This is a genomic window from Citrobacter sp. Cb031 (genome assembly GCF_030336725.1).
In the GTDB taxonomy this organism is placed as follows: Bacteria; Pseudomonadota; Gammaproteobacteria; order Enterobacterales; family Enterobacteriaceae; genus Citrobacter; species Citrobacter braakii.
Genome location: NZ_JAOWDA010000033.1, coordinates 15348 through 41157, shown reverse-complemented (window position 1 = coordinate 41157; position 25810 = coordinate 15348). Strand labels below are relative to the sequence as shown.

Annotated in this window: 40 protein-coding genes; 28 read left to right on the top strand and 12 right to left on the bottom strand. The window is 51.8% G+C overall.

All coding sequences use genetic code 11. The features are described 5' to 3' along the window. The 3 genes from tuf to bfr all read left to right on the top strand — a co-directional run. On the top strand, positions 1-1086 hold a 1086-nt coding region (gene tuf, locus OGV93_RS13940), incomplete at its 5' end, for an elongation factor Tu (RefSeq protein WP_131348470.1). A gap of 185 nt (positions 1087-1271) precedes the next feature. Continuing rightward, positions 1272-1466, top strand: coding sequence for a bacterioferritin-associated ferredoxin (bfd, locus tag OGV93_RS13935; protein ID WP_003031111.1), 195 nt, complete (start codon positions 1272-1274; stop codon positions 1464-1466). Positions 1467-1537: 71 nt separating this feature from the next. After that, on the top strand, positions 1538-2011 hold the full coding sequence (gene bfr / locus OGV93_RS13930) for a bacterioferritin (protein ID WP_016154761.1): 474 nt from the start codon (positions 1538-1540) through the stop codon (positions 2009-2011). Between the two features lie 37 nt (positions 2012-2048). On the opposite strand, the gene OGV93_RS13925 is transcribed toward bfr, so the two are convergent. The 12 genes from OGV93_RS13925 to gspC are packed head-to-tail and all read right to left on the bottom strand — an operon-like array spanning position 2049 to position 12816. Further along, entirely contained in the window at positions 2049-2828 is a 780-nt protein-coding gene (locus tag OGV93_RS13925) for a prepilin peptidase (protein ID WP_287109621.1), read from the bottom strand. Next, a complete protein-coding gene (locus OGV93_RS13920; protein ID WP_287109620.1) occupies positions 2825-3292 on the bottom strand; it encodes a type II secretion system protein M in 468 nt (155 codons plus the stop codon). Before OGV93_RS13920 ends, OGV93_RS13925 begins: the two co-directional genes overlap by 4 nt. Then, positions 3289-4434: a type II secretion system protein GspL gene (gene gspL, locus OGV93_RS13915; RefSeq protein ID WP_131405407.1), complete on the bottom strand. Its 1146-nt coding sequence runs from the start codon at positions 4432-4434 to the stop codon at positions 3289-3291. The genes OGV93_RS13920 and gspL overlap by 4 nt, the downstream gene beginning before the upstream one ends. 10 nt (positions 4435-4444) lie before the next feature. After that, positions 4445-5431 (bottom strand): type II secretion system minor pseudopilin GspK, encoded by a 987-nt coding sequence (gene gspK, locus OGV93_RS13910; RefSeq protein WP_153647288.1) that lies wholly within the window; start codon positions 5429-5431, stop codon positions 4445-4447. Further along, complete coding sequence (locus OGV93_RS13905) at positions 5428-6000, bottom strand: type II secretion system protein GspJ (protein ID WP_155574827.1); 573 nt, start codon at positions 5998-6000, stop codon at positions 5428-5430. The genes gspK and OGV93_RS13905 overlap by 4 nt, the downstream gene beginning before the upstream one ends. Next, positions 5984-6370: a type II secretion system minor pseudopilin GspI gene (gspI, locus tag OGV93_RS13900; RefSeq protein ID WP_103767378.1), complete on the bottom strand. Its 387-nt coding sequence runs from the start codon at positions 6368-6370 to the stop codon at positions 5984-5986. Before gspI ends, OGV93_RS13905 begins: the two co-directional genes overlap by 17 nt. Continuing rightward, positions 6367-6858, bottom strand: a complete 492-nt coding sequence (gspH, locus tag OGV93_RS13895) for a type II secretion system minor pseudopilin GspH (RefSeq protein ID WP_019078172.1) — start codon at positions 6856-6858, stop codon at positions 6367-6369. The genes gspI and gspH overlap by 4 nt, the downstream gene beginning before the upstream one ends. A gap of 5 nt (positions 6859-6863) precedes the next feature. Further along, positions 6864-7301 (bottom strand): type II secretion system major pseudopilin GspG, encoded by a 438-nt coding sequence (gspG, locus tag OGV93_RS13890; protein ID WP_016154753.1) that lies wholly within the window; start codon positions 7299-7301, stop codon positions 6864-6866. Between the two features lie 9 nt (positions 7302-7310). Next, entirely contained in the window at positions 7311-8522 is a 1212-nt protein-coding gene (gene gspF / locus OGV93_RS13885; protein WP_185655137.1) for a type II secretion system inner membrane protein GspF, read from the bottom strand. Next, on the bottom strand, positions 8519-10009 hold the full coding sequence (gene gspE, locus OGV93_RS13880; RefSeq protein WP_284201939.1) for a type II secretion system ATPase GspE: 1491 nt from the start codon (positions 10007-10009) through the stop codon (positions 8519-8521). The genes gspF and gspE overlap by 4 nt, the downstream gene beginning before the upstream one ends. A gap of 6 nt (positions 10010-10015) precedes the next feature. Then, positions 10016-12001, bottom strand: a complete 1986-nt coding sequence (gspD, locus tag OGV93_RS13875) for a type II secretion system secretin GspD (protein ID WP_016157610.1) — start codon at positions 11999-12001, stop codon at positions 10016-10018. Positions 12002-12018: 17 nt separating this feature from the next. Further along, on the bottom strand, positions 12019-12816 hold the full coding sequence (gspC, locus tag OGV93_RS13870) for a type II secretion system protein GspC (RefSeq protein ID WP_287109619.1): 798 nt from the start codon (positions 12814-12816) through the stop codon (positions 12019-12021). 166 nt (positions 12817-12982) lie between these two features. On the opposite strand from gspC, the gene OGV93_RS13865 reads away from it, so the two are divergent. The 25 genes from OGV93_RS13865 (at position 12983) to rpmJ (ending at position 25734) form a co-directional block, all read left to right on the top strand. Continuing rightward, positions 12983-14497: a peptidoglycan-binding protein gene (locus OGV93_RS13865; protein WP_287109618.1), complete on the top strand. Its 1515-nt coding sequence runs from the start codon at positions 12983-12985 to the stop codon at positions 14495-14497. Beyond that, positions 14497-14880, top strand: coding sequence for a type II secretion system protein GspB, cryptic system variant (locus tag OGV93_RS13860; RefSeq protein WP_049270594.1), 384 nt, complete (start codon positions 14497-14499; stop codon positions 14878-14880). The genes OGV93_RS13865 and OGV93_RS13860 overlap by 1 nt, the downstream gene beginning before the upstream one ends. A gap of 206 nt (positions 14881-15086) precedes the next feature. Further along, complete coding sequence (gene rpsJ / locus OGV93_RS13855; RefSeq protein ID WP_001181005.1) at positions 15087-15398, top strand: 30S ribosomal protein S10; 312 nt, start codon at positions 15087-15089, stop codon at positions 15396-15398. Positions 15399-15430: 32 nt separating this feature from the next. Next, complete coding sequence (gene rplC / locus OGV93_RS13850) at positions 15431-16060, top strand: 50S ribosomal protein L3 (RefSeq protein WP_003031117.1); 630 nt, start codon at positions 15431-15433, stop codon at positions 16058-16060. A 10-nt stretch (positions 16061-16070) separates the two neighbouring features. Next, complete coding sequence (rplD, locus tag OGV93_RS13845; protein ID WP_003031119.1) at positions 16071-16676, top strand: 50S ribosomal protein L4; 606 nt, start codon at positions 16071-16073, stop codon at positions 16674-16676. Then, on the top strand, positions 16673-16975 hold the full coding sequence (gene rplW, locus OGV93_RS13840; protein WP_000617546.1) for a 50S ribosomal protein L23: 303 nt from the start codon (positions 16673-16675) through the stop codon (positions 16973-16975). The genes rplD and rplW overlap by 4 nt, the downstream gene beginning before the upstream one ends. 17 nt (positions 16976-16992) lie before the next feature. Then, the gene (gene rplB / locus OGV93_RS13835; RefSeq protein WP_016154746.1) at positions 16993-17814 is read left to right on the top strand and encodes a 50S ribosomal protein L2; all 822 of its coding nucleotides are present in this window, start codon (positions 16993-16995) and stop codon (positions 17812-17814) included. A gap of 16 nt (positions 17815-17830) precedes the next feature. Continuing rightward, a complete protein-coding gene (gene rpsS, locus OGV93_RS13830; protein WP_001138115.1) occupies positions 17831-18109 on the top strand; it encodes a 30S ribosomal protein S19 in 279 nt (92 codons plus the stop codon). Positions 18110-18123: 14 nt separating this feature from the next. Beyond that, positions 18124-18456 carry a 50S ribosomal protein L22 gene (gene rplV / locus OGV93_RS13825; protein WP_000448832.1) on the top strand — a complete coding sequence of 111 codons (333 nt, stop codon included), beginning with the start codon at positions 18124-18126 and terminating at the stop codon, positions 18454-18456. A 17-nt stretch (positions 18457-18473) separates the two neighbouring features. Continuing rightward, positions 18474-19175 carry a 30S ribosomal protein S3 gene (rpsC, locus tag OGV93_RS13820; protein WP_000529945.1) on the top strand — a complete coding sequence of 234 codons (702 nt, stop codon included), beginning with the start codon at positions 18474-18476 and terminating at the stop codon, positions 19173-19175. 12 nt (positions 19176-19187) lie between these two features. Then, positions 19188-19598, top strand: a complete 411-nt coding sequence (gene rplP / locus OGV93_RS13815; RefSeq protein WP_000941212.1) for a 50S ribosomal protein L16 — start codon at positions 19188-19190, stop codon at positions 19596-19598. Next, on the top strand, positions 19598-19789 hold the full coding sequence (gene rpmC, locus OGV93_RS13810; protein ID WP_000644742.1) for a 50S ribosomal protein L29: 192 nt from the start codon (positions 19598-19600) through the stop codon (positions 19787-19789). The genes rplP and rpmC overlap by 1 nt, the downstream gene beginning before the upstream one ends. After that, complete coding sequence (gene rpsQ, locus OGV93_RS13805) at positions 19789-20043, top strand: 30S ribosomal protein S17 (RefSeq protein ID WP_003031120.1); 255 nt, start codon at positions 19789-19791, stop codon at positions 20041-20043. Before rpmC ends, rpsQ begins: the two co-directional genes overlap by 1 nt. A gap of 163 nt (positions 20044-20206) precedes the next feature. Next, complete coding sequence (gene rplN / locus OGV93_RS13800) at positions 20207-20578, top strand: 50S ribosomal protein L14 (RefSeq protein WP_000613954.1); 372 nt, start codon at positions 20207-20209, stop codon at positions 20576-20578. Positions 20579-20588: 10 nt separating this feature from the next. Then, a complete protein-coding gene (gene rplX, locus OGV93_RS13795) occupies positions 20589-20903 on the top strand; it encodes a 50S ribosomal protein L24 (RefSeq protein ID WP_003031122.1) in 315 nt (104 codons plus the stop codon). A gap of 14 nt (positions 20904-20917) precedes the next feature. Beyond that, positions 20918-21457 carry a 50S ribosomal protein L5 gene (gene rplE / locus OGV93_RS13790; protein WP_003031123.1) on the top strand — a complete coding sequence of 180 codons (540 nt, stop codon included), beginning with the start codon at positions 20918-20920 and terminating at the stop codon, positions 21455-21457. 14 nt (positions 21458-21471) lie between these two features. Further along, complete coding sequence (gene rpsN, locus OGV93_RS13785) at positions 21472-21777, top strand: 30S ribosomal protein S14 (protein WP_003031125.1); 306 nt, start codon at positions 21472-21474, stop codon at positions 21775-21777. A gap of 30 nt (positions 21778-21807) precedes the next feature. Next, complete coding sequence (gene rpsH, locus OGV93_RS13780) at positions 21808-22200, top strand: 30S ribosomal protein S8 (protein ID WP_003031127.1); 393 nt, start codon at positions 21808-21810, stop codon at positions 22198-22200. Between the two features lie 12 nt (positions 22201-22212). Further along, the gene (gene rplF, locus OGV93_RS13775; RefSeq protein ID WP_003031129.1) at positions 22213-22746 is read left to right on the top strand and encodes a 50S ribosomal protein L6; all 534 of its coding nucleotides are present in this window, start codon (positions 22213-22215) and stop codon (positions 22744-22746) included. 9 nt (positions 22747-22755) lie between these two features. After that, on the top strand, positions 22756-23109 hold the full coding sequence (gene rplR, locus OGV93_RS13770; RefSeq protein ID WP_000358960.1) for a 50S ribosomal protein L18: 354 nt from the start codon (positions 22756-22758) through the stop codon (positions 23107-23109). Between the two features lie 14 nt (positions 23110-23123). After that, positions 23124-23627, top strand: a complete 504-nt coding sequence (gene rpsE / locus OGV93_RS13765; RefSeq protein ID WP_003031131.1) for a 30S ribosomal protein S5 — start codon at positions 23124-23126, stop codon at positions 23625-23627. Positions 23628-23630: 3 nt separating this feature from the next. Beyond that, positions 23631-23810 carry a 50S ribosomal protein L30 gene (rpmD, locus tag OGV93_RS13760; protein ID WP_001140434.1) on the top strand — a complete coding sequence of 60 codons (180 nt, stop codon included), beginning with the start codon at positions 23631-23633 and terminating at the stop codon, positions 23808-23810. Positions 23811-23813: 3 nt separating this feature from the next. After that, complete coding sequence (gene rplO / locus OGV93_RS13755; RefSeq protein ID WP_003031132.1) at positions 23814-24248, top strand: 50S ribosomal protein L15; 435 nt, start codon at positions 23814-23816, stop codon at positions 24246-24248. A gap of 7 nt (positions 24249-24255) precedes the next feature. Beyond that, positions 24256-25587, top strand: coding sequence for a preprotein translocase subunit SecY (gene secY / locus OGV93_RS13750; protein WP_001118864.1), 1332 nt, complete (start codon positions 24256-24258; stop codon positions 25585-25587). Positions 25588-25617: 30 nt separating this feature from the next. Further along, on the top strand, positions 25618-25734 hold the full coding sequence (rpmJ, locus tag OGV93_RS13745) for a 50S ribosomal protein L36 (protein WP_000868187.1): 117 nt from the start codon (positions 25618-25620) through the stop codon (positions 25732-25734). Positions 25735-25810 lie beyond the last annotated feature (76 nt).

Here is a 25810-nt window from a genome sequence, read left to right as displayed (position 1 = left end):
ACCGTACTGGCTAAAACCTACGGCGGTGCTGCTCGTGCATTCGACCAGATCGATAACGCGCCGGAAGAAAAAGCTCGTGGTATCACCATCAACACCTCTCACGTTGAATATGACACCCCGACTCGCCACTACGCACACGTAGACTGCCCGGGCCACGCCGACTATGTTAAAAACATGATCACCGGTGCTGCGCAGATGGACGGCGCGATCCTGGTTGTTGCTGCGACTGACGGCCCGATGCCGCAGACTCGTGAGCACATCCTGCTGGGTCGTCAGGTAGGCGTTCCGTACATCATCGTGTTCCTGAACAAATGCGACATGGTTGATGACGAAGAGCTGCTGGAACTGGTAGAAATGGAAGTTCGTGAACTTCTGTCTCAGTACGATTTCCCGGGCGACGACACTCCGATCGTTCGTGGTTCTGCTCTGAAAGCGCTGGAAGGCGAAGCAGAGTGGGAAGCGAAAATCATCGAACTGGCTGGCTTCCTGGATTCTTACATCCCGGAACCAGAGCGTGCGATTGACAAGCCGTTCCTGCTGCCTATCGAAGACGTATTCTCCATCTCCGGTCGTGGTACCGTTGTTACCGGTCGTGTAGAGCGCGGTATCATCAAAGTTGGTGAAGAAGTTGAAATCGTTGGTATCAAAGAGACTGCTAAGTCTACCTGTACTGGCGTTGAAATGTTCCGCAAACTGCTGGACGAAGGCCGTGCTGGTGAGAACGTTGGTGTTCTGCTGCGTGGTATCAAACGTGAAGAAATCGAACGTGGTCAGGTACTGGCTAAGCCGGGCTCTATCAAGCCGCACACCAAGTTCGAATCTGAAGTGTACATTCTGTCCAAAGACGAAGGCGGCCGTCATACTCCGTTCTTCAAAGGCTACCGTCCGCAGTTCTACTTCCGTACTACTGACGTGACTGGTACCATCGAACTGCCGGAAGGCGTTGAGATGGTAATGCCGGGCGACAACATCAAAATGGTTGTTACCCTGATCCACCCAATCGCGATGGACGACGGTCTGCGTTTCGCAATCCGTGAAGGCGGCCGTACTGTTGGTGCGGGCGTTGTTGCTAAAGTAATGAGCTAATTATTGATTAATTAGCTTTGAGCTTAAAAAGGGCGCTTCGGCGCCCTTTTTGCTGTCCGCTATTTAGCAGTTGTCATATTTATTCGCATTTTTCATTCATTCTCCCGCTGCGTAAATAGCGTTGTGCTATTGTAATCATAACTATTCTCATTTACACTTTGCGCAGAAATTGAACGGGAGCGATCATGTACGTTTGTTTGTGTAATGCGATAAGTGATAAAAAAATACGTCAGGCTGTTCGCCAGTTTCATCCTCAGTCCTTTCAGCAATTGCGTAAATTTATTCCTGTTGGAAATCAATGCGGTAAGTGCATTCGTGCTGCCCGCGAAGTCATGCAGGATGAATTAACGCAAATGCCAGAATTTAAAGAGATCGCCTAAGTCACACTCTTTTTTTTGACATCCCTGTAGCCCCATCTACGCTCTAAGAGTGGAAGCGGAGGGACTATAAAATGAAAGGTGATGTTAAAATCATAAATTATCTCAATAAACTATTGGGAAATGAGCTTGTCGCAATCAACCAGTATTTTCTCCATGCTCGTATGTTCAAAAACTGGGGACTGACTCGCCTCAATGATGTTGAGTACCATGAATCTATCGATGAGATGAAACACGCTGATAAATATATCGAGCGTATTTTATTCTTAGAAGGGCTCCCAAACTTACAGGATCTTGGTAAGTTGGGTATAGGCGAAGATGTTGAAGAGATGCTGCAATCCGATCTTCGACTCGAACTCGATGGGGCTAAAGATTTACGTGAAGCTATTGCCTATGCCGACAGCGTCCATGACTACGTTAGCCGGGATATGATGATCGAAATCCTTGCTGATGAAGAAGGTCACATTGACTGGCTGGAAACGGAACTGGATCTGCTCCAGAAGATGGGACTCCAGAACTATCTTCAGGCACAGATTCGCGAAGCGTAGACGCAAACTTTGCAGAGCGGCAGGCCTGCCGCTCCTTTCAGTACCCGATAACACCTGAGCTTTGCGCGCTGAAAATCAACCAGCCTGCCAGTCCAAGCCACGGACCGAACGCGATAAGCGGTATCGACGTCCTTCGGGTAAGGCGTAGGATCAGCCACCAGACAATGCCCAGCAATGATGCAGCGAGTAAAATGGGCGGTAGCGCTGGCCATCCACACCAGGCACCCATCGCCGCCAGTAGCTTAGCGTCACCCAGGCCGATGCCCTCTTTTCCCGCGAGTATTTTGCATCCCCACCAGACCAGCCATAGCGTCAGATAGCCAGCGACAGCGCCGTACAGCGCGTCGGATAACATCTCTCTGTCGTAAACGCTGTGATACATCAGACCGAGCCAGAGCATCGGCTGCGTCAGCACATCCGGCAGCAGGTACGTCCGGAGATCAATTTGCGCCAGCGCGAAAATAAACCAGAACAGCGTCATGATGGCAATCGCATCTGACATTGAAGGGACAAACGCGGCGCTAAGCGCAAAAACACAAGAACACGCCAGTTCAGTCAGTGGGTAACGCCATGAAATTGGCTTAGCGCAGGCCTGGCAACGCCCCCGCTGCCACAGCCAACTGAATAGTGGAATAGTGTTACGCACCGATAGCCTGTGCTGGCAGTGCGGACAGTGCGACGGAGGCCAGGCGATATTCCATGTTTCGCTGTGCCGATGCTCAATCATGATCGGCAGTCGATAAACCACTACATTCATAAAGCTGCCGACTATCAGCCCGACAAATGCGATTGCTGCAATGTTAATGAGTTCCGTCATTTCCCCACCGGATAGAGTTCAAGGGCTTCCACCGCAATCTCCCCGGCGACCGGGCGGGCGCTAAACGTGAGTTGCGAAACCTGTATTCCCTCATTTTGTAGGGTATTAAGCCACGCAAATAATGGTTCGGTTTTGACAACGGGAAGCGAGATCGCAAAATGATCGGGAGTGGATGTCACAACGCTGATATTCAGACCTGCCTGCTGCGCGCTATGTTGTATCAGTGCCGGATCGGTCTTTGTGCCCGGTCTACTGGCAACTAATCCGCGACGCTGAATCGCCTCATTTACCCACAGGATCTCACTCCTGAGACGATCATTTTCCTGCCTCTGCTGTGCAATAGCGTTATCCAGGGGCTGAACCACGCCGTACCAGAATCCCGCCAGCAGACAGAAAACGGCGAGGAATATCAGACTGCGTTGCTCTCTGCCCTTTTTTTCGCTCCACCAGCTATTCATATTCATTTGCGCTCCTTCAGGGTCAGCCGGACGCTATCTGTCGTCCCTTCTGGCGGTTGAGTCAGGATAAATTCGTCGTTTGTCTGCACCATAAAGCGGCGAAGATGTTCCGGATCGCGAACGTTGAGCGTCAGGGTAAAAAGGCGTTGTTCGAGCCGGTAGTTGACCTCGCGGATGGTAAGCCCCGGCAATGTGCTTAATCGGGTCTGAAGCTGAGTCAGTAACGTCAGCACATCCGGATAGCGATCCCTCGCGGACGATTCGAAGAAATATTTAAAATTGCTGTTGCGGTTATCACCTGGGAAATAGCGGTTCCACAGGGTGGCACCTTCCGCTGAGAGTGCCTGTTTCTGTTGATGAAGCTGCCAGAGCATCACCCCTTTCAGCCCTGAGAAGAGCGCTATTGCCAGGGCAAATGTTGCTATGGCGGCATATTTCAGCAGACGCGGGGTCGGTTGTGTCGGAGGCAAAGGGCGGAAGCTGCCGTGTAATACGTTAATGTCCTGAATATTATCGCTATTGCAGGCACACGCCAGCGGTGGCTGCCAGTCAAGGTATTCGACATGAGCGTGAGGCACAGGAAGCGGGCTGGCGCTGATGATTTTTTGCTCTGTATGGCTGGCGAGTAAATGCGTGAGCAGTGTTTCACTCAGCACGCCTGTTTTCCACGCGTCGTAACGGATTAACCATCGCTCATCTTGTTTTAGCAGACTCCAGCTATCCGTGACATACGGCAGCCAGAAACCATCCGGAACGATATACGTCAACGTCACGCCAGCTGTGCGGAAAGTCGTCAATAGCTCGTTCAGCGTGGTCCTGGCGATCCCGGCGAGATGGAGCGTGTTTTCCTCTCTGGCGAGAACCGTCCAGTGCAGGCTGTCCGTATCACCGACAACGGCGTCCTCCACCAGCCAGCCCAGCGTTTGTTCACTGATTTTGTAGTTTTCCGTCGGTAATTCGACGCGGCGAAAACAGAAATAATCAGGTGACAGGAACAGGCAGGCGTTACCGGCATCCGGCAGGTCGGCCAGCGCGTTCGGCTGGAGGTAAGCCGCCTGTTCAACAATAACCGGAGGCTGTGCCTCGTTGGGGCAGCACCATTCCAGTTTTCCCGGCAGCGGACGTAGCAGTAATGTGTCTGGCGTCATTTAGTTCCCTTTAATGGTCGCGCGCCACGCTTTTGCGGGCTGTAATAAACAGAGCCTTTCTTTTGGGATCGTATTCCAGCTGGCTGATGGTGCTCCCGGCGCTATCGCCCTGTTCGATAGTCGTTTCAAGGCGGAAGTAACGACTGGTCGCCACCGCAATGCTTTTGAATGTGGACTGCGACAGCTTATGAGCTGGATTATCCTTATCGAATGTCTTTAACAGCGTCTCAATGCTGATTTTTCGTCCTTTGCGCGGGGTATCAAAAAAGCGCTCAATCTCGCGTGGCGGGACAGCATTATTGATCATCGCCGCAAGCAACGGTGCATCCCGGCGCGTCAGGGTGTTGATGTTGATTTTTAGCTCATCATCAGGCAGCGCGCAGAGTAGCGGGGAGATTTGCTGGTAAAGAGAAAGCGTCATCCCTTTGATTTGTTTGAGCTCACTGATTGACCAGATGCGTCGTCCGCCAATGGTGTGGGGGTCGTTACTTGTCTGGTAATACTCATTTTCGGCACCGGAGGCGCGTGGAATATCGTCGTTATCGATGTAGTCGGCGATAGCATCAACCAGCGCCTCTGCCTGGGCATTGGTGACGCCAATGTTTTCCAGCAGTGCCAGAAAGACGCTCACGCTGGCGGGCGGCTCTTTCATTCGATCGGTCGGGGCGTTAATCAGCGCATTAATGTTGTAACAGGCCTGCTCGTCAGATAGCTGCCAGCTAACAGCGTCGCCGCTGGCGAGCTGAATACGCTGCGGCTGCGCCCAGAGCTGCTCGTGAGTGAGGTATTTCTCATTATCCCGCAGGTCCTGTTCAAGAATACGCATGGCCTGGCTTTCAGCCAGCTCTGCCAGCCAGTTTTGCTGTAGCCGCATCCGGGTGTAGCTGGTACGTTTGAGGTTGATCTGGTAGCGCACGGTCATTTCGCTGGCCAGCGCCGCCATAATTGCCAGGATCATCAGCACTACCAGCAGCGCCACGCCCTTTTGCCGGGTCATTGCTGTTCTCCTGGCTGGCGGTTCTCTGGTAACAGCGTCAGACGAGTTATCGTGCCGGAATCAGCAAGTTTGAGAGTGACTTCCATCGCGCCAGGAGATGGAATTTTCGCCGTGTCCGTCCACGCTTTCTCTTTACCGTTGTAATAACGCAACGTGAAGGTGTTCACACCATTGAGCATCGGCTGAGTGATGGCCGCGGTTGCATCTTCCGGGTAGCGCCAGAGCGTGCGGTATAAAGTATGATCCTGCAGATACCACTGAACTCGCTGGATATCGGGCGCGCAGCAGGCGCCAGGATAACTGTTACTGCTGGCTGTCGTCAGCATCAGCGTCTCTTTTTCGCCCTGCAATTGGGTTACCGGCACCCGCTGTCGGATATCTTTATCCAGCAAATTGACGGTACGCACGATAGCGGAAAAACGCTGCTGATGCTTTTTGGTCTGCTCGTTACTGTCAATTGTCGTCGTCAGCATCTGCGCCGTCAGCAGGCTGAGCATGGCGAACAGAGCAATAGCCAGTAAAACTTCCAGCAGGGTAAAGCCGCGCTGTTTCTCAGGGCGGGGAGACATTTTGCGGTCCTCCTTGCGGCGAGGGGATAAAGCGCTGCAGGCGGATCTGCTGTTTGTCCTCAAGAGCGACGTCTGCTGTCCAGGTGCTGAGGCCGGAAGCATCGGCGGGTGAGACTGTTAACGACCAGTCCCAGCGGCGTTTACCCATAATGCTGCTGCCTGTCGCTGTTTTAGCGGGGCTCTGCCCGGCCAGTTGATAGGTTTTGAGCACATTATCTGCTACCCAACCGGCAAGCACCTGTTCTTCCATTTTCGCGGTGGCGCTAACCTGACCGTGCAGGCTGTTGAGTAGCGCGAGAGAGCAGGTGGCGAAAATGAATATCGCCAGCAGCACTTCCAGAAGCGTCATTCCTGATTGCCTTTGGCTCATCGGCTTTCGCCTCGGGTGAGCACCAGCGGCAGCCCGCCGGTACTGGCGAGCGTGAACAGCAGCGTATTATTTTTACGGCTGCGGATGTGTAGCGTAAACGGCGTAATTTCACCGTCCGGGTGAATCAGAATTTGCGGCGTGCCGACGGATTGCCTGGCGAGCGACGCCGGGAACAGAGCCACCTGCCAGTCACTTTCCCACTTGCCCTCGGTCGCCAGGCGATAGAACTGGGTTGGCGTCTGCCAGCGATCGCCAATCGGTGTGACGATGCGCCAGCCTTGTTCGCGGATCTCAATACCGGTACTGCGGTCCTCCATGGTTGACCAGTCAGCGGCATATTCAGTCAGCGCCGCCAGCTGTTCGGCTGCAGTAATAGCTTTCGCGGTATCATTTTGTCGCCCGTAGGTCATCATCACCAGCGAGGCGCCAAGCGCGATAATCGTTATCACCAGAATGACCTCCAGTAGCGTGAATCCCTTCTGCCTCATTCCGATTATTTCGCTTTACCCAGTTCCCAGTTAGTAATGTCGTCAGCGGTGCCGGGTTCACCGTCCTGACCTGCGGAGAGAATATCGTAATCGCCGTGTTCACCAGGGCTAACCAGCAGATACTCATTGCCCCAGGGATCCTGTGGCAGACGCTTGATATAGCCCTTCGCGTTGTAATTTTCCGGGATTGGGCTGGCGGTCGGTTTTTCGACCAGCGCCTTTAGCCCCTGCGCCGTTAGCGGATAGCGATAGTTATCCAGTTTGTACATATCCAGCGCATTCTCCAGCGCCACGATGTCGCTGACGGCTTTCTGGTGATCGGCTTTGTCTTTATTGCCCATTAAACTGGGGACGACCAGGCTTGCGAGGATGCCCAAAATAACCAGCACCACCATCATCTCAAGCAGCGTAAATCCTCGCTGCTTATGTGCATCACTATTCACGTTTTATCCTTAACTTACCAATGAGTTGAGTTGCAAAATGGGTTGCAGAACCGAGATGATGATGAACAGCACAATCATCGCCATCGTAATAATCAGCGCGGGTTCAAACAGCGCCAGCGTCAGCGCAATGCGGTTTTGTAGCAGTGTTTCCTGCTGGTCGGCAGCGCGCGCCATCAGCTCGCTGAGCTGGCCGCTTTTTTCCCCGGAGGCAATCATGTAGAGCATCATCGGCGGGAAGAGATCGCATTTTTCCAGAGCGAGATGAAAGCCTGAGCCCTGGCGTACGCGCTCCGCGGCCTGACCCAGCCGCTGACTGATTTCTCGGTTACCGATGCCTTCGGTTGCCAGCGTCATCCCTTCCAGCAGCGGAACGCCGCTGATATTAAGAATGCTCAGAGTGCGCAAATAACGGGCGCAGTGGATAGCGCGCAGCAGGGCGCGACTGAGTTTGAAATCAAGAAGCCAGCGGTCAAGCAGATGCCGTTTGCCGGGGCGGGTGAGCCAGTGGCGAAACAGGAAAAAGGCAATCAGCAGCAATGCGATTACCCACAATCCGTAGTGGCGCATGGCATCGCTGATTGCCAGCAACACGCGCGTGGACATTGGCAGCGCTTCTTTCATATGCAGAAACTGCTCGACGATTTTGGGTACTACGGTGGTGAGCAGGATAGCGACGACGGCGATCGCCACGCTGGTCAGCAGAGAAGGATAAATCAGTGACTGGATGAGTTTACTGCGTGTTGCCTGGCGTAACTCATTGTAGTCAGCCAGCTTTTCCAGCACACAGCCGAGCTGTCCGCTTTTTTCACCGGCTTTCACCAGCGTGCGGTAAACGGAATCGAAGATCCGCGGCCAGGCGGCCAGCGATTCGGAAAGCGTATGTCCGGCGAGGATCCGTTCGCGCAGGTCGTGTAGCACCAGCCCCAGTTTATTATTTTTGTTCTGCCGGCCAATAACGAACAGCGCCTCTTCAAGCGGTAGCGAAGCGTTGGCCAGCGTGGCGAGCTGACGGGTGAACAGCGCCAGTTCACTGCCGCTAAGCCGTAAACGAGGCGTTTTTTTTACCGTCCGTAACAGCGAAATGACCTTTTTCTCATTTAACACCAGCGGGTGCAGACCCTGGGCGCGTAGCGCCTCGCGCGCCTCTTTGCTGCTGGCGGCATCCAGCGTTCCACGGTGAGTCGTGCCGCTGTCATCCATTGCCTGCCACTGATATTTCATCGCGAATCCTCTTGCGCAGAGGTGACGCGCATGACTTCCTCAAGCGTGGTCTCGCCTGCCAGCACGCGCAGCAGGCCGTTGTCCCGCAGGCTCCGGCTTTGCTGGCGCAGGCACTGCTCCAGGGCGTGTTCATCGGCGTCGCGATGGATGATGCTGCGCATAGTTTTATCCACCAGCATAATTTCATGAATCGCCAGTCGCCCCTGATAGCCAGTTCCCCGACATTCGCCGCATCCGCAAGCCTGCCAGATTGCCTGAGCGGTGGGATCGAGCGCGTGCAGGAGGGATTTCTGAGAGTCAGGAATGGGAGCATGCACGCGGCAGGCCGGACAGAGGCGACGCACCAGGCGTTGGGCGATAACGCCGCTTAGCGATGATGAGAGCAGGAAAGGTTCGACGCCCATATCCCGTAATCGGGTAATCGCACCGCAGGCGCTGTTAGTGTGCAGGGTGGAAAGCACCAGATGTCCGGTGAGCGATGCCTGAACCGCTATCTGCGCGGTTTCGGCGTCACGAATTTCGCCGACCATGACGATGTCCGGATCCTGGCGCAGGATGGCGCGCAGTCCCCTGGCGAAAGACATATCCACCCGGCTGTTTACCTGGGTTTGTCCGACGCCTTCCAGCTCGTACTCGATGGGATCTTCGACGGTCAGGATATTACGCTGGGGGGAATTCAGCTCGGCGAGAATCGCATACAGCGTGGTGCTTTTTCCCGACCCCGTCGGGCCGGTGACAAGAATGATGCCGTGCGGCTGCTGTACTAAACCCTTCAGCCGCAGGCTATCCACCGCCGATAGCCCCATATTCTCCAGCGTCAGGCGCAGACTGTTTTTATCCAGCAGACGCAGCACGGCTCTTTCGCCATACTGCGAGGGTAACGTCGAAACGCGGACATCAATATTTTTGCGTCCGAGGCGCAGGGAAATACGCCCATCCTGCGGCAGTCGTTTTTCGGCAATATCCAGTCGTGCCATTACTTTGATACGCGAAATCAGCAGCGGCGCCAGTTTTTTAGCGGGCTGAAGGACTGGCTTGAGGACACCATCGATACGAAAACGCACCACCAGCGATTTTTCGAAGGTTTCGATATGCACATCCGACGCGCCTTCCCTCACGGCTTCATGAAGAACCGCGTTGATCAGGCGGATAACCGGTGCGTCGTTTTCATCACTGAGCAGATCGGCGTTGTCGGGTAACTCCTCGCTCAGCGCCGTCAGGTCGATCTCCTGATCGATATCCTGGGCAATCTGCCGGGACTCTCCGGAGCCGTGCTGGAAAAGTTGCTCCAGGTGGTCGTCAAATTGCGCTGGCGTCAGGCGACTGAAGCGCTGACAGGCAACGCTGGCCTCGAGCACGTTTTCCAGCGGCGTGTCGGTGCGGTAGAACAATTCATCCGCCGCGACCGCGATACCAAATTTTTGCCCCTGCGCGTAATTAAGCGGCAGAGGATGCTGGGGAGGAATGCGCGTCCATAAGTCAGTCATGTTGGATCATTCCCGGAAGGGATTGCGCGATGGCTGGTCGTTGGGCGCGTCGGTCGGCACATCGAAATTCAGCTCTTTAAGCATCGGGCGTTCTTCGTCCTTCACGCCGACCAATCCACTGGATTGCTTATCAATACGCTGCTGCTGTAAATCACGAAATCGGGTGTACTTATCCTTTGAGAGCGAACGATAAACCTCGTCGTCGCGAATAATGGTCGGCCTGATAAAGACCATTAAATTACGCTTCGCATTTTCCGTTGAGGTGTAGCGGAATAGCTGTCCGAGAACAGGGATATCGCCCAGCAGCGGTACTTTGGAAACCTGCTCTTTGCTTGAATCATCCAGCAGGCCACCCAGCACCACGGTTTCGCCACTTTTGACCAGCACGGCATTCTGGATAGTACGGGTGTTGAACGTCGGACCGAGATCGCTGGCGTTACCGGAGGCGGTATCGACGCTCGACACCTCCTGCTCGATCTCCATCAGCACCGCGTCGCCTTCGTTGATTTGCGGTGTGACCTTCAGTTTGGTGCCGACGGTTTTACGTTCGACCGTATTAAAGACGTTGTCGCCGGAGGTCGTTTGCGAGCCGGAAAGCACCGGCACATCCTGGCCGACATTAAACGATGCTTCTTTGTTATCCAGCGTCACAATGCTGGGGGTGGCGAGGATATCGTTTTTGTTGTCGGAGGAGATCGCGGTGAGCAGGACGCTCCAGTCCCCCTCAAAGAAGCCCGTCGCCAGGCCGTTAAAACTGCTTAACGCGCTGGCAATAGGGTTGTCACTGGTCATCGAACCGTTTTTATCAAACTGGCGCGCGCCTCTTGAGGCGTCGAAAATCGGCAGCCCCGTTTTAGTAAACTGCTGACCGCCGACGTTGCTGTTGGCCCATTGCACGCCAAGATTCAGGCCGTTGCCATCCTGGACTTCCACAATGATGGCTTCAACCAGTACCTGTGCGCGGCGAATATCCAGACGAGCGATGACTTTTTCCAGTTCCTGCATGGTGCTCTGGTCTGCGGTAATGACCACCGAGTTGGTTTGTTCATCGGCGTTAATCGAGACATCCCGGGAAGGGGTAGCCACGCTCTGCGAAGACGACTGCTTGTCTTCCGTCAGTTTGGTTGACACGCCGGTCAGCACTTCAACGATTTTAGTGGCTTTGGCGTATTTCAAATAGAACACGCGAGTATTGCCCTGCGTGGTCTGTTCGATATCCAGTTTAGCGATTAAAGATTTCATCCGCTGGCGCACATTGTCCGGCCCGCTGATAAGAAGGGCGTTGGTGCGCTTGTCGGCGACAATTTTAGGCAGCAGGATCTGCGTTGGGTTTTCCTTTGACTCTTCGCGAATCAGGCTGTTAATTACGTCAGATAAATCAACTGCCGAGGCGTAGCGCAGTTTGATAAGCTCACGTTCCTGAGTACCGATAACATCGACCCGTTTCACAACCTCAAGGATGCGATTGACTATATTGGCTTTACCGGTGATCAACAGCGCATTAGAAGGATCATAGTGTACGACGTTGCCAATGCCGCCGCTGTCCATCATCTGGCGTAATAGCGGAGCCAGATCTCGTACCGGGACATTTTTCAGCGCCACGACGCGGGTGATAAATTCATCGCCAACCGCCGGTTGCGACTGTGCCAATACTTTTCCCGGCGCGGTCTTAAGCGTTGCGGAGCGAACAACCTTCAGCAGGCCGTTATCCAGGGTGATAACCGAGTAGCCGTAGATATCGAGAACGCTGAGAAAAAACTGGTAGTATTCCTCCTCGTTGAAACTGTCAAAGCTGCGAACGGAGATTTTTCCCTGGACGGACGGATCGATCAGAATGGTTTTGCCCATTTGCTTACTGACCGAGGTAATAAACTCCCGGAGATCCGCATCCTGGAAGTTTGCCGAATATTGCGCTGACATGGTTTGAAATGGAAAGGAGCAAAACTGTAGCGCCAGTATCCATGCAGCCGTTTTTTTAATTCCTTTGCGCAATTTTGTCGTCCTTAAGGTTAATCATTCTCAGTAACGGATACATTCACCAACGCTTCCTGACCGTTTCGTATCACGGTAAACTGGGCAGAGTTTAAGGTTACAAATTCCTGTAGTGCCGCTTTTGCTGACGTTTCCTGAGTTAGCGGATGGTTGTTCATTTTGATCGCAATATCGCCAGGCCTGAGTCCGGTTGCTATAAAACGTTCAATCGGACCACGGGCGTTTAATCTGACGCCCTGTAGCGCTTCCTGCTGATAGATAAAGTTAGTAATAATGATGTCGCTGAGGGAATGTGGCGCGCTGTCATGTGGCAGCGATGGTGCCGGTGCCCTGGATGATATATTAGGCTCATCAATAAAAACGATGCGTTGCCGGGCTCCATTGTTATCAATCGTCACGCTATTATTATCAATATCCGTAATTTTTACGTCCGGGAGATCGTCAAGCTTATCTCCGGTACTGTAAAATTTTGCTTTCTCATTAATGGTGATAATAGCCTGTGAACGTGTTTTTAGCGTGCTCGCAATAATGCCATTTAGCTGGAGATTGAGCATCGAATTTTTAATTGAAACATCTTCTTTATTATCAGTCGCATTTTCCCTACTGTTTTTCGGTAAATTCATTGGCAGCCTGAGGACAACGGACGTTATTGAGTGACTGGTTTTGTTTTTTGTATTTGTCGAATCAATAAATAATCTATAGGCATATAACGAATGAATAATAACAATGGCACCGACAAAAAACATAACGCAGTACAGCACATCGTTACGCTTTCTCTTAAATATAAAGGTAAATTGCTTCGCGATAACATCCATTGTTAATAGCACGCCTGTTCTTTTCGGGAGAAGCATGATATAGGCTTACTTTCAGGTTTTCAATTTAATCGTCGGAACATGTCGTTTAATTCAAATATAAAAAATTGATAATATTTACCTGGCATATAATAAGTTAAATACCCGCATAAATTACTGGAACTTATCGATGACTGAACGCGAATTACCGTATGCAATTTACTCTTTTTCGCAACATACCCTTATCAAGAATATCTTTATTCATGAGCTGGGCGCTGGCGATGTGGGCGTATTATGCGGCAAACCGGGGTGTGGTAAATCGACGCTTATTTATCAGTTAGGTAAGGATTTTCCCGGCAGGGTAGTGGTGTTTACCGCCACCGGTTTATCTGGTTTCTGTCAATTGACACACACGGCGTGTACGCACGGAAAACTCCAGCCAGACTGGCGAGATGTGAGAATTAGCCGTTTCTGGTCAACGCTGATGCCTGCCCTTAGTCCGGCAGCGCAACCAATAATAATTGTCATTGATAATGCTGACGCACTCGCCAGACATCTTCCGGCATTTGTCGATAATTTCCGTCATCTGGCGGCTTCATTTGACGCTGGCGCCAGCTTGCTACTGGTGGGGGGCGAAGCGCTCAGGCGTAACCGACGACTTAAACGGCGTATTACGCTGTCGGCGATCATCGCTGCGCCGACGGACGATGAATATCTTGATTTTATGCATCAACAGCAACTGCGTGAGGCGGATGGCGAGCCTGTGCGGATGCGTCATGAATTTGTGCGCAAAGCGGTTCGGGCAGAGCAGGGAAACCTGCCGTTGTTGGGGCGCATCGCCCGGGCGGCGAGAAAAATGGCAACGGACAGGCAAGCGGATGTGTTAACCGCTCAACAGGAAAAATTGTTGCTGGAAACATTTACTCTCCGCTCTTGCGTATTGCGCAAGGGAATATTGCCCGGACTTTACGCTGCGCTGGCTTTGACGTTCGGCTGGCTGGCGGTCGATGTTTTTCCCCTTCAACTTCCTGTGCCCGCCGGGTTAACGGTGGCGATGACGCAAAAAAAGGAAAACCTGCCGGATATTAGCGATGCACGGGGAGGATTACGCGACGCCATGCAGCAATTATTCAGCGTCTGGGGATTCGACACAGCGCATGACGAGGCATGGTGTGACCAGGCCGATCGCGCTGAGTTGGTGTGCGAAAGCGGTAAGGAACGTTTAGATAACCTCATCAGGCGCGGGTTGCCGTGGATCGCGCATTTGAATATCGATAAACAACCGGTCTACGGTGTTGTGATGCGTGTATCAGGAAACGAGCTGGATCTTATCATTGATAATAAAACCTGGATCGTCAGTCAGGAGTGGCTGGCGAAGCACTGGCAGGGAAATTATACCCTGATGCTCAATTTAACGCCTGACAGGAAAATGCAGATCGGTGAAAAGAGTCCGGCGGAAACCATCATCTGGTTTGATACGATGCTGAGCCGCGCGCTGGGCGTTCCCGGCGATAAATCAGGCTCATGGACGCCATGGTTAATCGAAAAGGTCAAAGCATTCCAGCAGCGGGAGAATTTGCCTGTGGATGGTAAGCCGGGAAAAGAGACGCTGATAAGGCTACGTCAGAGTCTTGGAGACGCGCCGGTATTAATCAATGAGGCGGCACCTGTGCTCACACATGTGTCATCTAAGGAGCGTATGTGATGATGCACATCTATCAACCCATTGATGCGAAAACAGTGTCGAGTTGCCGCTGGCGGCAGGCGCTGCATTCCTGTTGCTGGCTGTTGTGGGTCAGCCTGATGCTAATGTGCGGCTACTACGGACATTATGTCTGGTTGGTGCGCCATCCGACAACCACCACGCAGGGAGTGCCCGATTCTCAGGCGTATCGACTCTCGGATGTGCATTACATTTTTAAGCGGAAACCTCTGCCGATACGCATCGATTTACCCACCCAGAACGAAGAGGGTGACAGTATGTTGGAAGAGATACCCTATGATGAAGCATCCGGGCAGGAAGTGCCGGATGGCGAAGTATTGCGCTCACGTGTGCAACAAGCGCTGAGAGAAATCGATGGCAAATAGCCATAATCACTTGCATCCGTACCGGCTATACGTATAATACGCCAGCCTGTCAAATCTGACGGGTAGTTCGATATGAACTGTGGCGGTTTACCGTCAACAACGCTCCCAATCAGGGGGCTACGTAAGAACGGTTACACTCTCCCATCAATCGTAATGGGTTTGAGGAGTAACTATTTCGTCTATAAAATAATTGGAGCTCTGGTCTCATGCAGAACCAAAGAATCCGTATCCGTTTGAAAGCGTTTGATCATCGTCTGATCGATCAATCAACCGCGGAAATCGTCGAGACTGCCAAGCGCACTGGTGCGCAGGTTCGTGGTCCGATCCCGCTGCCGACCCGCAAAGAGCGTTTCACCGTTCTGATCTCCCCGCACGTCAACAAAGACGCGCGTGATCAGTACGAGATCCGTACTCACAAGCGTCTGGTTGACATCGTTGAGCCAACTGAAAAAACCGTTGATGCTCTGATGCGTCTGGACCTGGCTGCCGGTGTAGACGTGCAGATCAGCCTGGGTTAATCAGGTCATCGAGCGATTGAGAGGTTGATACAATGATTGGTTTAGTCGGTAAAAAAGTGGGTATGACCCGCATCTTCACTGAAGATGGCGTATCTATCCCAGTAACCGTTATCGAAGTTGAAGCAAACCGCGTTACTCAGGTTAAAGATCTGGCTAACGATGGCTATCGCGCTGTTCAGGTTACCACCGGTGCTAAAAAAGCTAACCGCGTAACTAAGCCGGAAGCTGGCCACTTTGCTAAAGCTGGCGTAGAAGCTGGCCGCGGCCTGTGGGAATTCCGTCTGGCAGATGGTGAAGAATACACCGTTGGTCAGAACATTAGCGTTGAACTGTTTGCTGACGTTAAAAAAGTTGACGTAACCGGTACCTCTAAAGGTAAAGGTTTCGCTGGTACCGTTAAGCGCTGGAACTTCCGTACCCAGGACGCTACTCACGGTAACTCCTTGTCCCACCGCGTTCCGGGTTCTATCGGTCAGAACCAGACTCCGGGCAAAGTGTTTAAAGGCAAGAAAATGGCAGGTCAGCTGGGCAACGAACGTGTAACCGTTCAGAGCCTGGACGTAGTACGTGTTGACGCTGAGCGCAACCTGCTGCTGGTTAAAGGTGGTGTTCCGGGTGCGACCGGTTGCGACCTGATCGTTAAACCAGCTGTGAAGGCGTAAGGGGATAGCAATGGAATTAGTATTGAAAGACGCGCAGAGCGCGCTGACTGTTTCCGAAACTACCTTCGGTCGTGATTTCAACGAAGCGCTGGTTCACCAGGTTGTTGTTGCTTATGCAGCTGGTGCTCGTCAGGGTACTCGTGCTCAGAAGACTCGTGCTGAAGTAACTGGTTCAGGCAAAAAGCCGTGGCGCCAGAAAGGTACCGGCCGTGCGCGTTCAGGTTCTATCAAGAGCCCGATCTGGCGTTCAGGTGGCGTGACCTTCGCTGCTCGTCCACAGGACCACAGTCAAAAAGTTAACAAAAAGATGTACCGCGGCGCGCTGAAAAGCATTCTGTCCGAACTGGTACGTCAGGATCGTCTGATCGTTGTCGAATCATTCTCTGTAGAAGCGCCTAAAACTAAGCTGCTGGCACAGAAACTGAAAGACATGGCTCTGGAAGATGTGCTGATCATCACCGGTGAGCTGGACGAAAACCTGTTCCTGGCTGCGCGCAACCTGCACAAGGTTGACGTACGCGATGCAACTGGTATCGACCCGGTTAGCCTGATCGCCTTCGACAAAGTCGTAATGACTGCTGATGCTGTTAAGCAAGTTGAGGAGATGCTGGCATGATTCGTGAAGAACGTCTGCTGAAAGTGCTGCGCGCACCGCACGTTTCTGAAAAAGCGTCTACTGCGATGGAAAAAACTAACACCATCGTTCTCAAAGTTGCTAAAGACGCGACCAAAGCAGAAATCAAAGCTGCTGTGCAGAAACTGTTTGAAGTCGAAGTCGAAGTCGTTAACACCCTGGTAGTTAAAGGGAAAGTTAAACGTCACGGACAGCGTATCGGTCGTCGTAGCGACTGGAAAAAAGCTTACGTCACCCTGAAGGAAGGCCAGAATCTGGACTTCGTCGGCGGCGCTGAGTAAGTCGGAGGAGTAATACAATGGCAGTTGTTAAATGTAAACCGACATCTCCGGGTCGTCGCCACGTTGTTAAAGTGGTCAACCCAGAGCTGCACAAGGGCAAACCTTTTGCTCCGCTGGTTGAAAAAAACAGCAAATCCGGTGGTCGTAACAACAATGGCCGCATCACCACTCGTCACATCGGTGGTGGTCACAAGCAGGCTTATCGTATTGTTGACTTCAAACGCAACAAAGACGGTATCCCGGCAGTTGTTGAACGTCTTGAGTACGATCCGAACCGCTCCGCGAACATCGCGCTGGTTCTGTACAAAGACGGTGAACGCCGTTACATCCTGGCCCCTAAAGGCCTGAAAGCTGGCGACCAGGTTCAATCTGGCGTTGATGCTGCAATCAAAGCAGGTAACACCCTGCCGATGCGCAATATCCCGGTTGGTTCTACTGTTCATAACGTAGAAATGAAACCAGGTAAAGGCGGTCAGCTGGCACGTTCCGCTGGTACTTACGTTCAGATCGTTGCTCGTGATGGTGCTTATGTCACCCTGCGTCTGCGTTCTGGTGAAATGCGTAAAGTCGAAGCAGACTGCCGTGCAACTCTGGGCGAAGTTGGCAATGCTGAGCATATGCTGCGCGTTCTGGGTAAAGCAGGTGCTGCACGCTGGCGTGGTGTTCGTCCTACCGTTCGCGGTACTGCGATGAACCCAGTCGACCACCCACATGGTGGTGGTGAAGGTCGTAACTTTGGTAAGCACCCGGTAACTCCGTGGGGCGTTCAGACCAAAGGTAAGAAGACCCGCAGCAACAAGCGTACTGATAAATTCATCGTACGTCGCCGTAGCAAATAATTTTAGAGGATAAGCCATGCCACGTTCTCTCAAGAAAGGTCCTTTTATTGACCTGCACTTGCTGAAGAAGGTAGAGAAAGCGGTGGAAAGCGGAGACAAGAAGCCCCTGCGCACTTGGTCCCGTCGTTCAACGATCTTTCCTAACATGATCGGTTTGACCATCGCTGTCCATAATGGTCGTCAGCACGTTCCGGTATTTGTTTCCGACGAAATGGTCGGTCACAAACTGGGTGAATTCGCACCGACTCGTACTTATCGCGGCCATGCTGCTGATAAAAAAGCGAAGAAGAAATAAGGTAGGAGGAAGAGATGGAAACTTTAGCTCAACATCGCCATGCTCGTTCTTCTGCTCAGAAGGTTCGCCTTGTTGCAGACCTGATTCGCGGTAAGAAAGTGTCGCAGGCTCTGGATATTCTGACCTACACCAATAAGAAAGCGGCTGTACTGGTCAAGAAAGTCCTGGAATCTGCCATTGCTAACGCTGAACACAACGATGGCGCTGACATTGACGATCTGAAAGTTACGAAAATTTTCGTAGACGAAGGCCCGAGCATGAAGCGCATTATGCCGCGTGCAAAAGGTCGTGCAGATCGCATCCTGAAGCGCACCAGCCACATTACTGTGGTTGTGTCCGATCGCTGAGACTCTGGAGACTAGCAATGGGTCAGAAAGTACATCCTAATGGTATTCGCCTGGGTATTGTAAAACCATGGAACTCAACCTGGTTTGCGAACACCAAAGAATTCGCTGACAACCTGGACAGCGATTTTAAAGTACGTCAGTACCTGACTAAGGAACTGGCTAAAGCGTCTGTATCTCGTATCGTTATCGAGCGTCCGGCTAAGAGCATCCGTGTGACTATTCACACCGCTCGCCCGGGTATCGTTATCGGTAAGAAAGGTGAAGACGTAGAAAAACTGCGCAAAGTCGTAGCGGATATTGCTGGCGTTCCTGCTCAGATCAATATCGCCGAAGTGCGTAAACCTGAACTGGATGCAAAATTGGTTGCTGACAGCATCACTTCTCAGCTGGAACGTCGTGTTATGTTCCGTCGTGCTATGAAGCGTGCTGTACAGAACGCAATGCGTCTGGGCGCTAAAGGTATTAAAGTTGAAGTTAGCGGCCGTCTGGGCGGCGCGGAAATCGCACGTACCGAATGGTACCGCGAAGGTCGCGTACCTCTGCACACACTGCGTGCTGACATCGACTACAACACCTCTGAAGCGCACACCACTTACGGTGTAATCGGCGTTAAAGTGTGGATCTTCAAAGGCGAGATCCTGGGTGGTATGGCTGCTGTTGAACAACCGGAAAAACCGGCTGCGCAACCTAAAAAGCAGCAGCGTAAAGGCCGTAAATAAGGAGCGTCGCTGATGTTACAACCAAAGCGTACAAAATTCCGTAAAATGCACAAAGGCCGTAACCGCGGTCTGGCGCAGGGTACGGATGTTAGCTTCGGCAGCTTCGGTCTGAAAGCTGTTGGCCGTGGTCGTCTGACTGCCCGTCAGATCGAAGCAGCACGTCGTGCTATGACCCGTGCAGTTAAGCGTCAAGGTAAGATCTGGATCCGTGTATTCCCGGACAAACCGATCACTGAAAAGCCGCTGGCAGTGCGTATGGGTAAAGGTAAAGGTAACGTGGAGTATTGGGTTGCCTTGATTCAGCCGGGTAAAGTCCTGTATGAAATGGACGGCGTACCGGAAGAGCTGGCCCGTGAAGCATTCAAGCTGGCAGCAGCGAAACTGCCGATTAAAACCACCTTTGTAACTAAGACGGTGATGTAATGAAAGCAAAAGAGCTGCGTGAGAAGAGTGTTGAAGAGCTGAACACCGAGCTGCTGAATCTGCTGCGTGAGCAGTTCAACCTGCGTATGCAGGCTGCAAGTGGCCAGCTGCAACAGTCTCACCTGTTGAAGCAAGTGCGTCGTGATGTCGCACGCGTTAAGACTTTACTGACTGAGAAGGCGGGTGCGTAATGACCGATAAAATCCGTACTCTGCAAGGTCGCGTTGTTAGCGATAAAATGGAGAAATCCATCGTTGTTGCTATCGAACGTTTTGTGAAACACCCGATCTACGGTAAATTCATTAAGCGTACGACCAAACTGCACGTACATGACGAGAACAACGAATGCGGTACTGGTGACGTGGTTGAAATCCGCGAATGCCGTCCGCTGTCCAAGACTAAGTCCTGGACGCTGGTTCGCGTTGTAGAGAAAGCCGTTCTGTAATACAGTAGGCATTCTCAACGAATAAACGGCTCAGCGATGAGCCGTTTATTTTTTCTACCCATATCGTTGAAGCGGTGTTATAATGCCGCGCCCCCGATATGGGGCTTTTTTAACGACCTGATTTTCGGGTCTCAGTAGTAGTTGACATTAGCGGAGCACTAAAATGATCCAAGAACAGACTATGCTGAACGTCGCCGACAACTCCGGTGCACGTCGCGTAATGTGTATCAAGGTTCTGGGTGGCTCGCACCGTCGCTACGCAGGCGTCGGCGATATCATCAAGATCACCATCAAGGAAGCAATTCCGCGTGGTAAGGTCAAAAAAGGTGATGTGCTGAAGGCGGTAGTGGTGCGCACCAAGAAGGGTGTTCGTCGCCCGGACGGTTCTGTCATTCGCTTCGATGGTAATGCATGCGTTATTTTAAACAATAATAGCGAGCAACCTATCGGTACGCGTATTTTTGGGCCGGTAACTCGTGAACTTCGTAACGAGAAGTTCATGAAAATTATCTCTCTGGCACCAGAAGTACTCTAAGGAGCGAATCATGGCAGCGAAGATCCGTCGTGATGACGAAGTTATCGTGTTAACCGGTAAAGATAAAGGTAAACGCGGTAAAGTTAAGAATGTCCTGTCTTCCGGCAAGGTCATTGTTGAAGGTATCAACCTGGTTAAGAAACATCAGAAGCCGGTTCCGGCCCTGAACCAACCAGGCGGCATTGTAGAGAAAGAAGCAGCTATTCAGATCTCTAACCTTGCTATCTTCAACGCGGCAACCGGCAAGGCTGACCGTGTAGGCTTTAGATTCGAAGACGGCAAAAAAGTCCGTTTCTTTAAATCTAACAGCGAAACTATCAAGTAATTTGGAGTAGTACGATGGCGAAACTGCATGATTACTACAAAGACGAAGTAGTCGCTAAACTCATGACTGAGTTTAACTACAATTCTGTCATGCAAGTCCCTCGGGTCGAGAAGATCACCCTGAACATGGGTGTTGGTGAAGCGATCGCTGACAAGAAACTGCTGGATAACGCAGCAGCTGACCTGACAGCAATCTCCGGTCAAAAACCGCTGATCACCAAAGCACGCAAATCAGTTGCAGGCTTCAAAATCCGTCAGGGCTATCCGATCGGCTGTAAAGTAACTCTGCGTGGCGAACGCATGTGGGAGTTCTTTGAGCGCCTGATCACTATTGCTGTTCCACGTATCCGTGACTTCCGTGGCTTGTCCGCTAAGTCTTTCGACGGTCGTGGTAACTACAGCATGGGTGTCCGTGAGCAGATCATCTTCCCAGAAATCGACTACGATAAAGTCGACCGCGTGCGTGGTTTGGATATTACCATTACCACTACTGCGAAATCTGATGAAGAAGGCCGTGCTCTGCTGGCTGCCTTTGACTTCCCGTTCCGCAAGTAAGGTAGGGTTACTGAATGGCTAAGCAATCAATGAAAGCACGCGAAGTAAAGCGCGTAGCTTTAGCTGATAAGTACTTCGCAAAACGCGCTGAACTGAAAGCTATTATCTCTGATGTGAACGCGACCGACGAAGATCGTTGGAACGCAGTTCTCAAGCTGCAGTCTCTGCCGCGTGATTCCAGCCCGTCCCGTCAGCGTAACCGCTGCCGTCAAACAGGTCGTCCGCATGGCTATGTGGGCAAGTTCGGGTTGAGCCGTATCAAACTGCGTGAAGCCGCTATGCGCGGTGAAGTACCAGGCTTGAAAAAGGCTAGCTGGTAATTACCAATTGAATCACGGGAGTAAAGACAGATGAGCATGCAAGATCCGATCGCGGATATGCTGACCCGTATCCGTAACGGTCAGGCCGCGAATAAAGCTGCGGTCACCATGCCTTCCTCCAAGCTGAAAGTGGCAATTGCCAACGTGCTGAAGGAAGAAGGTTTTATTGAAGATTTTAAAGTTGAAGGCGACACCAAGCCGGAACTGGAACTTACTCTTAAGTATTTCCAGGGTAAAGCTGTTGTAGAAAGCATTCAGCGTGTCAGTCGCCCAGGTCTGCGCATTTATAAGCGTAAAGACGAGCTGCCGAAAGTTATGGCTGGCATGGGTATCGCAGTTGTTTCTACCTCTAAAGGTGTTATGACTGATCGTGCAGCGCGCCAGGCTGGTCTTGGTGGCGAAATTATCTGCTACGTAGCCTAATCGGAGGAAAAAATGTCTCGTGTTGCTAAAGCACCGGTCGTTATTCCTGCCGGCGTTGATGTAAAAATCAACGGTCAGGTTATTACGATCAAAGGTAAAAACGGCGAGCTGACTCGTACTCTCAACGATGCTGTTGCAGTAAATCATGCAGATAATGCACTGACCTTCGGTCCGCGTGATGGTTACGCAGATGGATGGGCTCAGGCTGGTACCGCGCGTGCCCTGCTGAATGCAATGGTTGTCGGTGTTACCGAAGGCTTCACTAAGAAGCTACAGCTGGTTGGTGTAGGTTATCGTGCAGCGGTTAAAGGGAATGTAGTAAACCTGGCTTTAGGTTTCTCTCACCCTGTTGACCATCAGCTGCCTGCGGGTATTACTGCAGAATGTCCGTCTCAGACTGAAATCGTGCTGAAAGGCGCTGATAAACAGCTGATCGGTCAGGTTGCAGCAGATCTGCGCGCCTACCGTCGTCCTGAGCCTTATAAAGGCAAGGGTGTTCGTTACGCCGACGAAGTCGTGCGTACCAAAGAGGCTAAGAAGAAGTAAGGTAACACTATGGATAAGAAATCTGCTCGTATCCGTCGTGCGACCCGCGCACGCCGCAAGCTCCAGGAGCTGGGCGCAACTCGCCTGGTGGTACATCGTACCCCGCGTCATATTTACGCACAGGTAATTGCACCGAACGGTTCTGAAGTTCTGGTAGCTGCTTCTACTGTAGAAAAAGCTATCGCTGAACAATTGAAGTACACCGGTAACAAAGACGCTGCTGCAGCTGTAGGTAAAGCTGTTGCTGAACGCGCTCTGGAAAAAGGCATCAAAGATGTTTCTTTTGACCGTTCCGGGTTCCAATATCATGGTCGTGTCCAGGCACTGGCAGATGCTGCCCGTGAAGCTGGCCTTCAGTTCTAAGGTAGAGGTGTAAGATGGCTCACATCGAAAAACAAGCTGGCGAACTGCAGGAAAAGCTGATCGCGGTTAACCGCGTATCTAAAACCGTTAAAGGTGGTCGTATTTTCTCCTTCACAGCTCTGACTGTAGTTGGTGATGGTAACGGTCGCGTTGGTTTTGGTTACGGTAAAGCGCGTGAAGTTCCAGCAGCGATCCAGAAAGCGATGGAAAAAGCCCGTCGCAATATGATTAACGTCGCGCTGAACCACGGCACCCTGCAGCACCCGGTTAAGGGTACTCACACGGGTTCTCGTGTATTCATGCAGCCGGCTTCCGAAGGTACCGGTATCATCGCCGGTGGTGCAATGCGCGCCGTTCTGGAAGTCGCTGGAGTTCGTAACGTTCTGGCTAAAGCGTATGGTTCTACTAACCCGATTAACGTGGTTCGTGCAACTATCGATGGCCTGGAAAATATGAAATCTCCGGAAATGGTCGCTGCCAAGCGTGGTAAATCCGTTGAAGAAATTCTGGGGAAATAAACCATGGCAAAGACTATTAAAATTACTCAAACCCGCAGTGCAATCGGTCGTCTGCCGAAACATAAGGCAACGCTGCTTGGCCTGGGTCTGCGTCGTATTGGTCACACCGTAGAGCGCGAGGATACTCCTGCTGTTCGTGGTATGGTCAACGCGGTTTCCTTCATGGTTAAAGTTGAGGAGTAAGAGATGCGTTTAAATACTCTGTCTCCGGCCGAAGGCTCTAAAAAAGCGGCTCGCCGCCTGGGTCGTGGTATCGGTTCTGGCCTCGGTAAAACCGGTGGTCGTGGTCACAAAGGTCAGAAGTCTCGTTCTGGCGGTGGCGTACGTCGCGGTTTCGAGGGTGGTCAGATGCCTCTGTACCGTCGTCTGCCGAAATTCGGCTTCACTTCACGTAAAGCAGCGATTACAGCCGAAGTTCGTCTGTCTGATCTGGCTAAAGTTGAAGGCGGTGTTGTAGACCTGAACACGCTGAAAGCAGCTAACATTATCGGTATCCAGATCGAGTTCGCGAAAGTGATTCTGGCTGGTGAAGTCACTACTCCGGTAACTGTTCGTGGCCTGCGTGTTACTAAAGGCGCTCGTGCTGCTATCGAAGCTGCTGGCGGTAAAATCGAGGAATAAGTAGCAGATGGCTAAACAACCGGGATTAGATTTTCAAAGTGCCAAAGGTGGCTTAGGCGAGCTGAAACGCAGACTGCTGTTTGTAATCGGCGCGCTGATTGTGTTCCGTATTGGCTCTTTCATTCCGATCCCTGGTATTGATGCCGCTGTACTTGCCAAACTGCTTGAGCAACAGCGAGGCACCATCATTGAAATGTTTAACATGTTCTCTGGTGGTGCTCTCAGCCGTGCTTCTATCTTTGCTCTGGGGATCATGCCGTATATTTCGGCGTCGATTATTATCCAGCTGCTGACGGTGGTTCATCCAACGCTGGCAGAAATTAAGAAAGAAGGGGAGTCTGGTCGTCGTAAGATCAGCCAGTACACCCGCTACGGTACTCTGGTGCTGGCAATATTCCAGTCGATCGGTATTGCTACCGGTCTGCCGAATATGCCTGGTATGCAGGGCCTGGTAATGAATCCAGGCTTTGCATTCTATTTCACCGCTGTTGTAAGTCTGGTTACAGGGACGATGTTCCTGATGTGGTTGGGCGAACAGATTACTGAACGTGGTATCGGCAACGGTATCTCAATCATTATCTTCGCCGGTATTGTCGCGGGACTCCCGCCAGCCATTGCCCATACTATCGAGCAAGCGCGTCAAGGCGACCTGCACTTCCTCGTGTTGCTGTTGGTTGCAGTATTAGTATTTGCAGTGACGTTCTTTGTTGTATTTGTTGAGCGTGGTCAACGCCGCATTGTGGTAAACTACGCGAAACGTCAGCAAGGTCGTCGTGTCTATGCTGCACAGAGCACACATTTACCGCTGAAAGTGAATATGGCGGGGGTAATCCCGGCAATCTTCGCTTCCAGTATTATTCTGTTCCCAGCGACCATCGCGTCATGGTTCGGGGGCGGGACTGGTTGGAACTGGCTGACAACAATTTCGCTGTATTTGCAGCCTGGGCAACCGCTTTATGTGTTACTCTATGCGTCTGCAATCATATTCTTCTGTTTCTTCTACACGGCGTTGGTTTTCAACCCGCGTGAAACAGCAGATAACCTGAAGAAGTCCGGTGCATTTGTACCAGGAATTCGTCCGGGAGAGCAAACGGCGAAGTATATCGATAAAGTAATGACCCGCCTGACTCTGGTTGGTGCGCTCTACATTACCTTTATCTGCCTGATCCCGGAGTTCATGCGTGATGCAATGAAAGTACCGTTCTACTTCGGTGGGACCTCACTGCTTATCGTTGTTGTCGTGATTATGGACTTTATGGCTCAAGTGCAAACTCTGATGATGTCAAGTCAGTACGAGTCTGCATTGAAGAAGGCGAATCTGAAAGGCTACGGCCGTTAACAGTCGCCCGAGAAGTTACGGAGAGTAAAAATGAAAGTTCGTGCTTCCGTCAAGAAATTATGCCGTAACTGCAAAATCGTTAAGCGTGATGGTGTCATCCGTGTGATTTGCAGTGCCGAGCCGAAGCATAAACAGCGCCAAGGCTGATTTATTCGCATATTTTTCTTGCAAAGTTGGGTTGAGCTGGCTAGATTAGCCAGCCAATCTTTTGTATGTCTGTGCG

Excerpts from the sequence above, each read along its gene's own strand:
- bfd (WP_003031111.1), top strand. The coding sequence starts at position 1,272 with ATGTACGTTTGTTTGTGTAATGCGATAAGTGATAAAAAAATACGTCAG.
- bfr (WP_016154761.1), top strand. The coding sequence starts at position 1,538 with ATGAAAGGTGATGTTAAAATCATAAATTATCTCAATAAACTATTGGGA.
- OGV93_RS13925 (WP_287109621.1), bottom strand. The coding sequence starts at position 2,828 with ATGACGGAACTCATTAACATTGCAGCAATCGCATTTGTCGGGCTGATA.
- OGV93_RS13920 (WP_287109620.1), bottom strand. The coding sequence starts at position 3,292 with ATGAATATGAATAGCTGGTGGAGCGAAAAAAAGGGCAGAGAGCAACGC.
- gspL (WP_131405407.1), bottom strand. The coding sequence starts at position 4,434 with ATGACGCCAGACACATTACTGCTACGTCCGCTGCCGGGAAAACTGGAA.
- gspK (WP_153647288.1), bottom strand. The coding sequence starts at position 5,431 with ATGACCCGGCAAAAGGGCGTGGCGCTGCTGGTAGTGCTGATGATCCTG.
- OGV93_RS13905 (WP_155574827.1), bottom strand. The coding sequence starts at position 6,000 with ATGTCTCCCCGCCCTGAGAAACAGCGCGGCTTTACCCTGCTGGAAGTT.
- gspI (WP_103767378.1), bottom strand. The coding sequence starts at position 6,370 with ATGAGCCAAAGGCAATCAGGAATGACGCTTCTGGAAGTGCTGCTGGCG.
- gspH (WP_019078172.1), bottom strand. The coding sequence starts at position 6,858 with ATGAGGCAGAAGGGATTCACGCTACTGGAGGTCATTCTGGTGATAACG.
- gspF (WP_185655137.1), bottom strand. The coding sequence starts at position 8,522 with ATGAAATATCAGTGGCAGGCAATGGATGACAGCGGCACGACTCACCGT.
- gspE (WP_284201939.1), bottom strand. The coding sequence starts at position 10,009 with ATGACTGACTTATGGACGCGCATTCCTCCCCAGCATCCTCTGCCGCTT.
- gspC (WP_287109619.1), bottom strand. The coding sequence starts at position 12,816 with ATGGATGTTATCGCGAAGCAATTTACCTTTATATTTAAGAGAAAGCGT.
- OGV93_RS13865 (WP_287109618.1), top strand. The coding sequence starts at position 12,983 with ATGACTGAACGCGAATTACCGTATGCAATTTACTCTTTTTCGCAACAT.
- OGV93_RS13860 (WP_049270594.1), top strand. The coding sequence starts at position 14,497 with ATGATGCACATCTATCAACCCATTGATGCGAAAACAGTGTCGAGTTGC.
- rpsJ (WP_001181005.1), top strand. The coding sequence starts at position 15,087 with ATGCAGAACCAAAGAATCCGTATCCGTTTGAAAGCGTTTGATCATCGT.
- rplC (WP_003031117.1), top strand. The coding sequence starts at position 15,431 with ATGATTGGTTTAGTCGGTAAAAAAGTGGGTATGACCCGCATCTTCACT.
- rplD (WP_003031119.1), top strand. The coding sequence starts at position 16,071 with ATGGAATTAGTATTGAAAGACGCGCAGAGCGCGCTGACTGTTTCCGAA.
- rplW (WP_000617546.1), top strand. The coding sequence starts at position 16,673 with ATGATTCGTGAAGAACGTCTGCTGAAAGTGCTGCGCGCACCGCACGTT.
- rplB (WP_016154746.1), top strand. The coding sequence starts at position 16,993 with ATGGCAGTTGTTAAATGTAAACCGACATCTCCGGGTCGTCGCCACGTT.
- rpsS (WP_001138115.1), top strand. The coding sequence starts at position 17,831 with ATGCCACGTTCTCTCAAGAAAGGTCCTTTTATTGACCTGCACTTGCTG.
- rplV (WP_000448832.1), top strand. The coding sequence starts at position 18,124 with ATGGAAACTTTAGCTCAACATCGCCATGCTCGTTCTTCTGCTCAGAAG.
- rpsC (WP_000529945.1), top strand. The coding sequence starts at position 18,474 with ATGGGTCAGAAAGTACATCCTAATGGTATTCGCCTGGGTATTGTAAAA.
- rplP (WP_000941212.1), top strand. The coding sequence starts at position 19,188 with ATGTTACAACCAAAGCGTACAAAATTCCGTAAAATGCACAAAGGCCGT.
- rpmC (WP_000644742.1), top strand. The coding sequence starts at position 19,598 with ATGAAAGCAAAAGAGCTGCGTGAGAAGAGTGTTGAAGAGCTGAACACC.
- rpsQ (WP_003031120.1), top strand. The coding sequence starts at position 19,789 with ATGACCGATAAAATCCGTACTCTGCAAGGTCGCGTTGTTAGCGATAAA.
- rplN (WP_000613954.1), top strand. The coding sequence starts at position 20,207 with ATGATCCAAGAACAGACTATGCTGAACGTCGCCGACAACTCCGGTGCA.
- rplX (WP_003031122.1), top strand. The coding sequence starts at position 20,589 with ATGGCAGCGAAGATCCGTCGTGATGACGAAGTTATCGTGTTAACCGGT.
- rplE (WP_003031123.1), top strand. The coding sequence starts at position 20,918 with ATGGCGAAACTGCATGATTACTACAAAGACGAAGTAGTCGCTAAACTC.
- rpsN (WP_003031125.1), top strand. The coding sequence starts at position 21,472 with ATGGCTAAGCAATCAATGAAAGCACGCGAAGTAAAGCGCGTAGCTTTA.
- rpsH (WP_003031127.1), top strand. The coding sequence starts at position 21,808 with ATGAGCATGCAAGATCCGATCGCGGATATGCTGACCCGTATCCGTAAC.
- rplF (WP_003031129.1), top strand. The coding sequence starts at position 22,213 with ATGTCTCGTGTTGCTAAAGCACCGGTCGTTATTCCTGCCGGCGTTGAT.
- rplR (WP_000358960.1), top strand. The coding sequence starts at position 22,756 with ATGGATAAGAAATCTGCTCGTATCCGTCGTGCGACCCGCGCACGCCGC.
- rpsE (WP_003031131.1), top strand. The coding sequence starts at position 23,124 with ATGGCTCACATCGAAAAACAAGCTGGCGAACTGCAGGAAAAGCTGATC.
- rpmD (WP_001140434.1), top strand. The coding sequence starts at position 23,631 with ATGGCAAAGACTATTAAAATTACTCAAACCCGCAGTGCAATCGGTCGT.
- rplO (WP_003031132.1), top strand. The coding sequence starts at position 23,814 with ATGCGTTTAAATACTCTGTCTCCGGCCGAAGGCTCTAAAAAAGCGGCT.
- secY (WP_001118864.1), top strand. The coding sequence starts at position 24,256 with ATGGCTAAACAACCGGGATTAGATTTTCAAAGTGCCAAAGGTGGCTTA.
- rpmJ (WP_000868187.1), top strand. The coding sequence starts at position 25,618 with ATGAAAGTTCGTGCTTCCGTCAAGAAATTATGCCGTAACTGCAAAATC.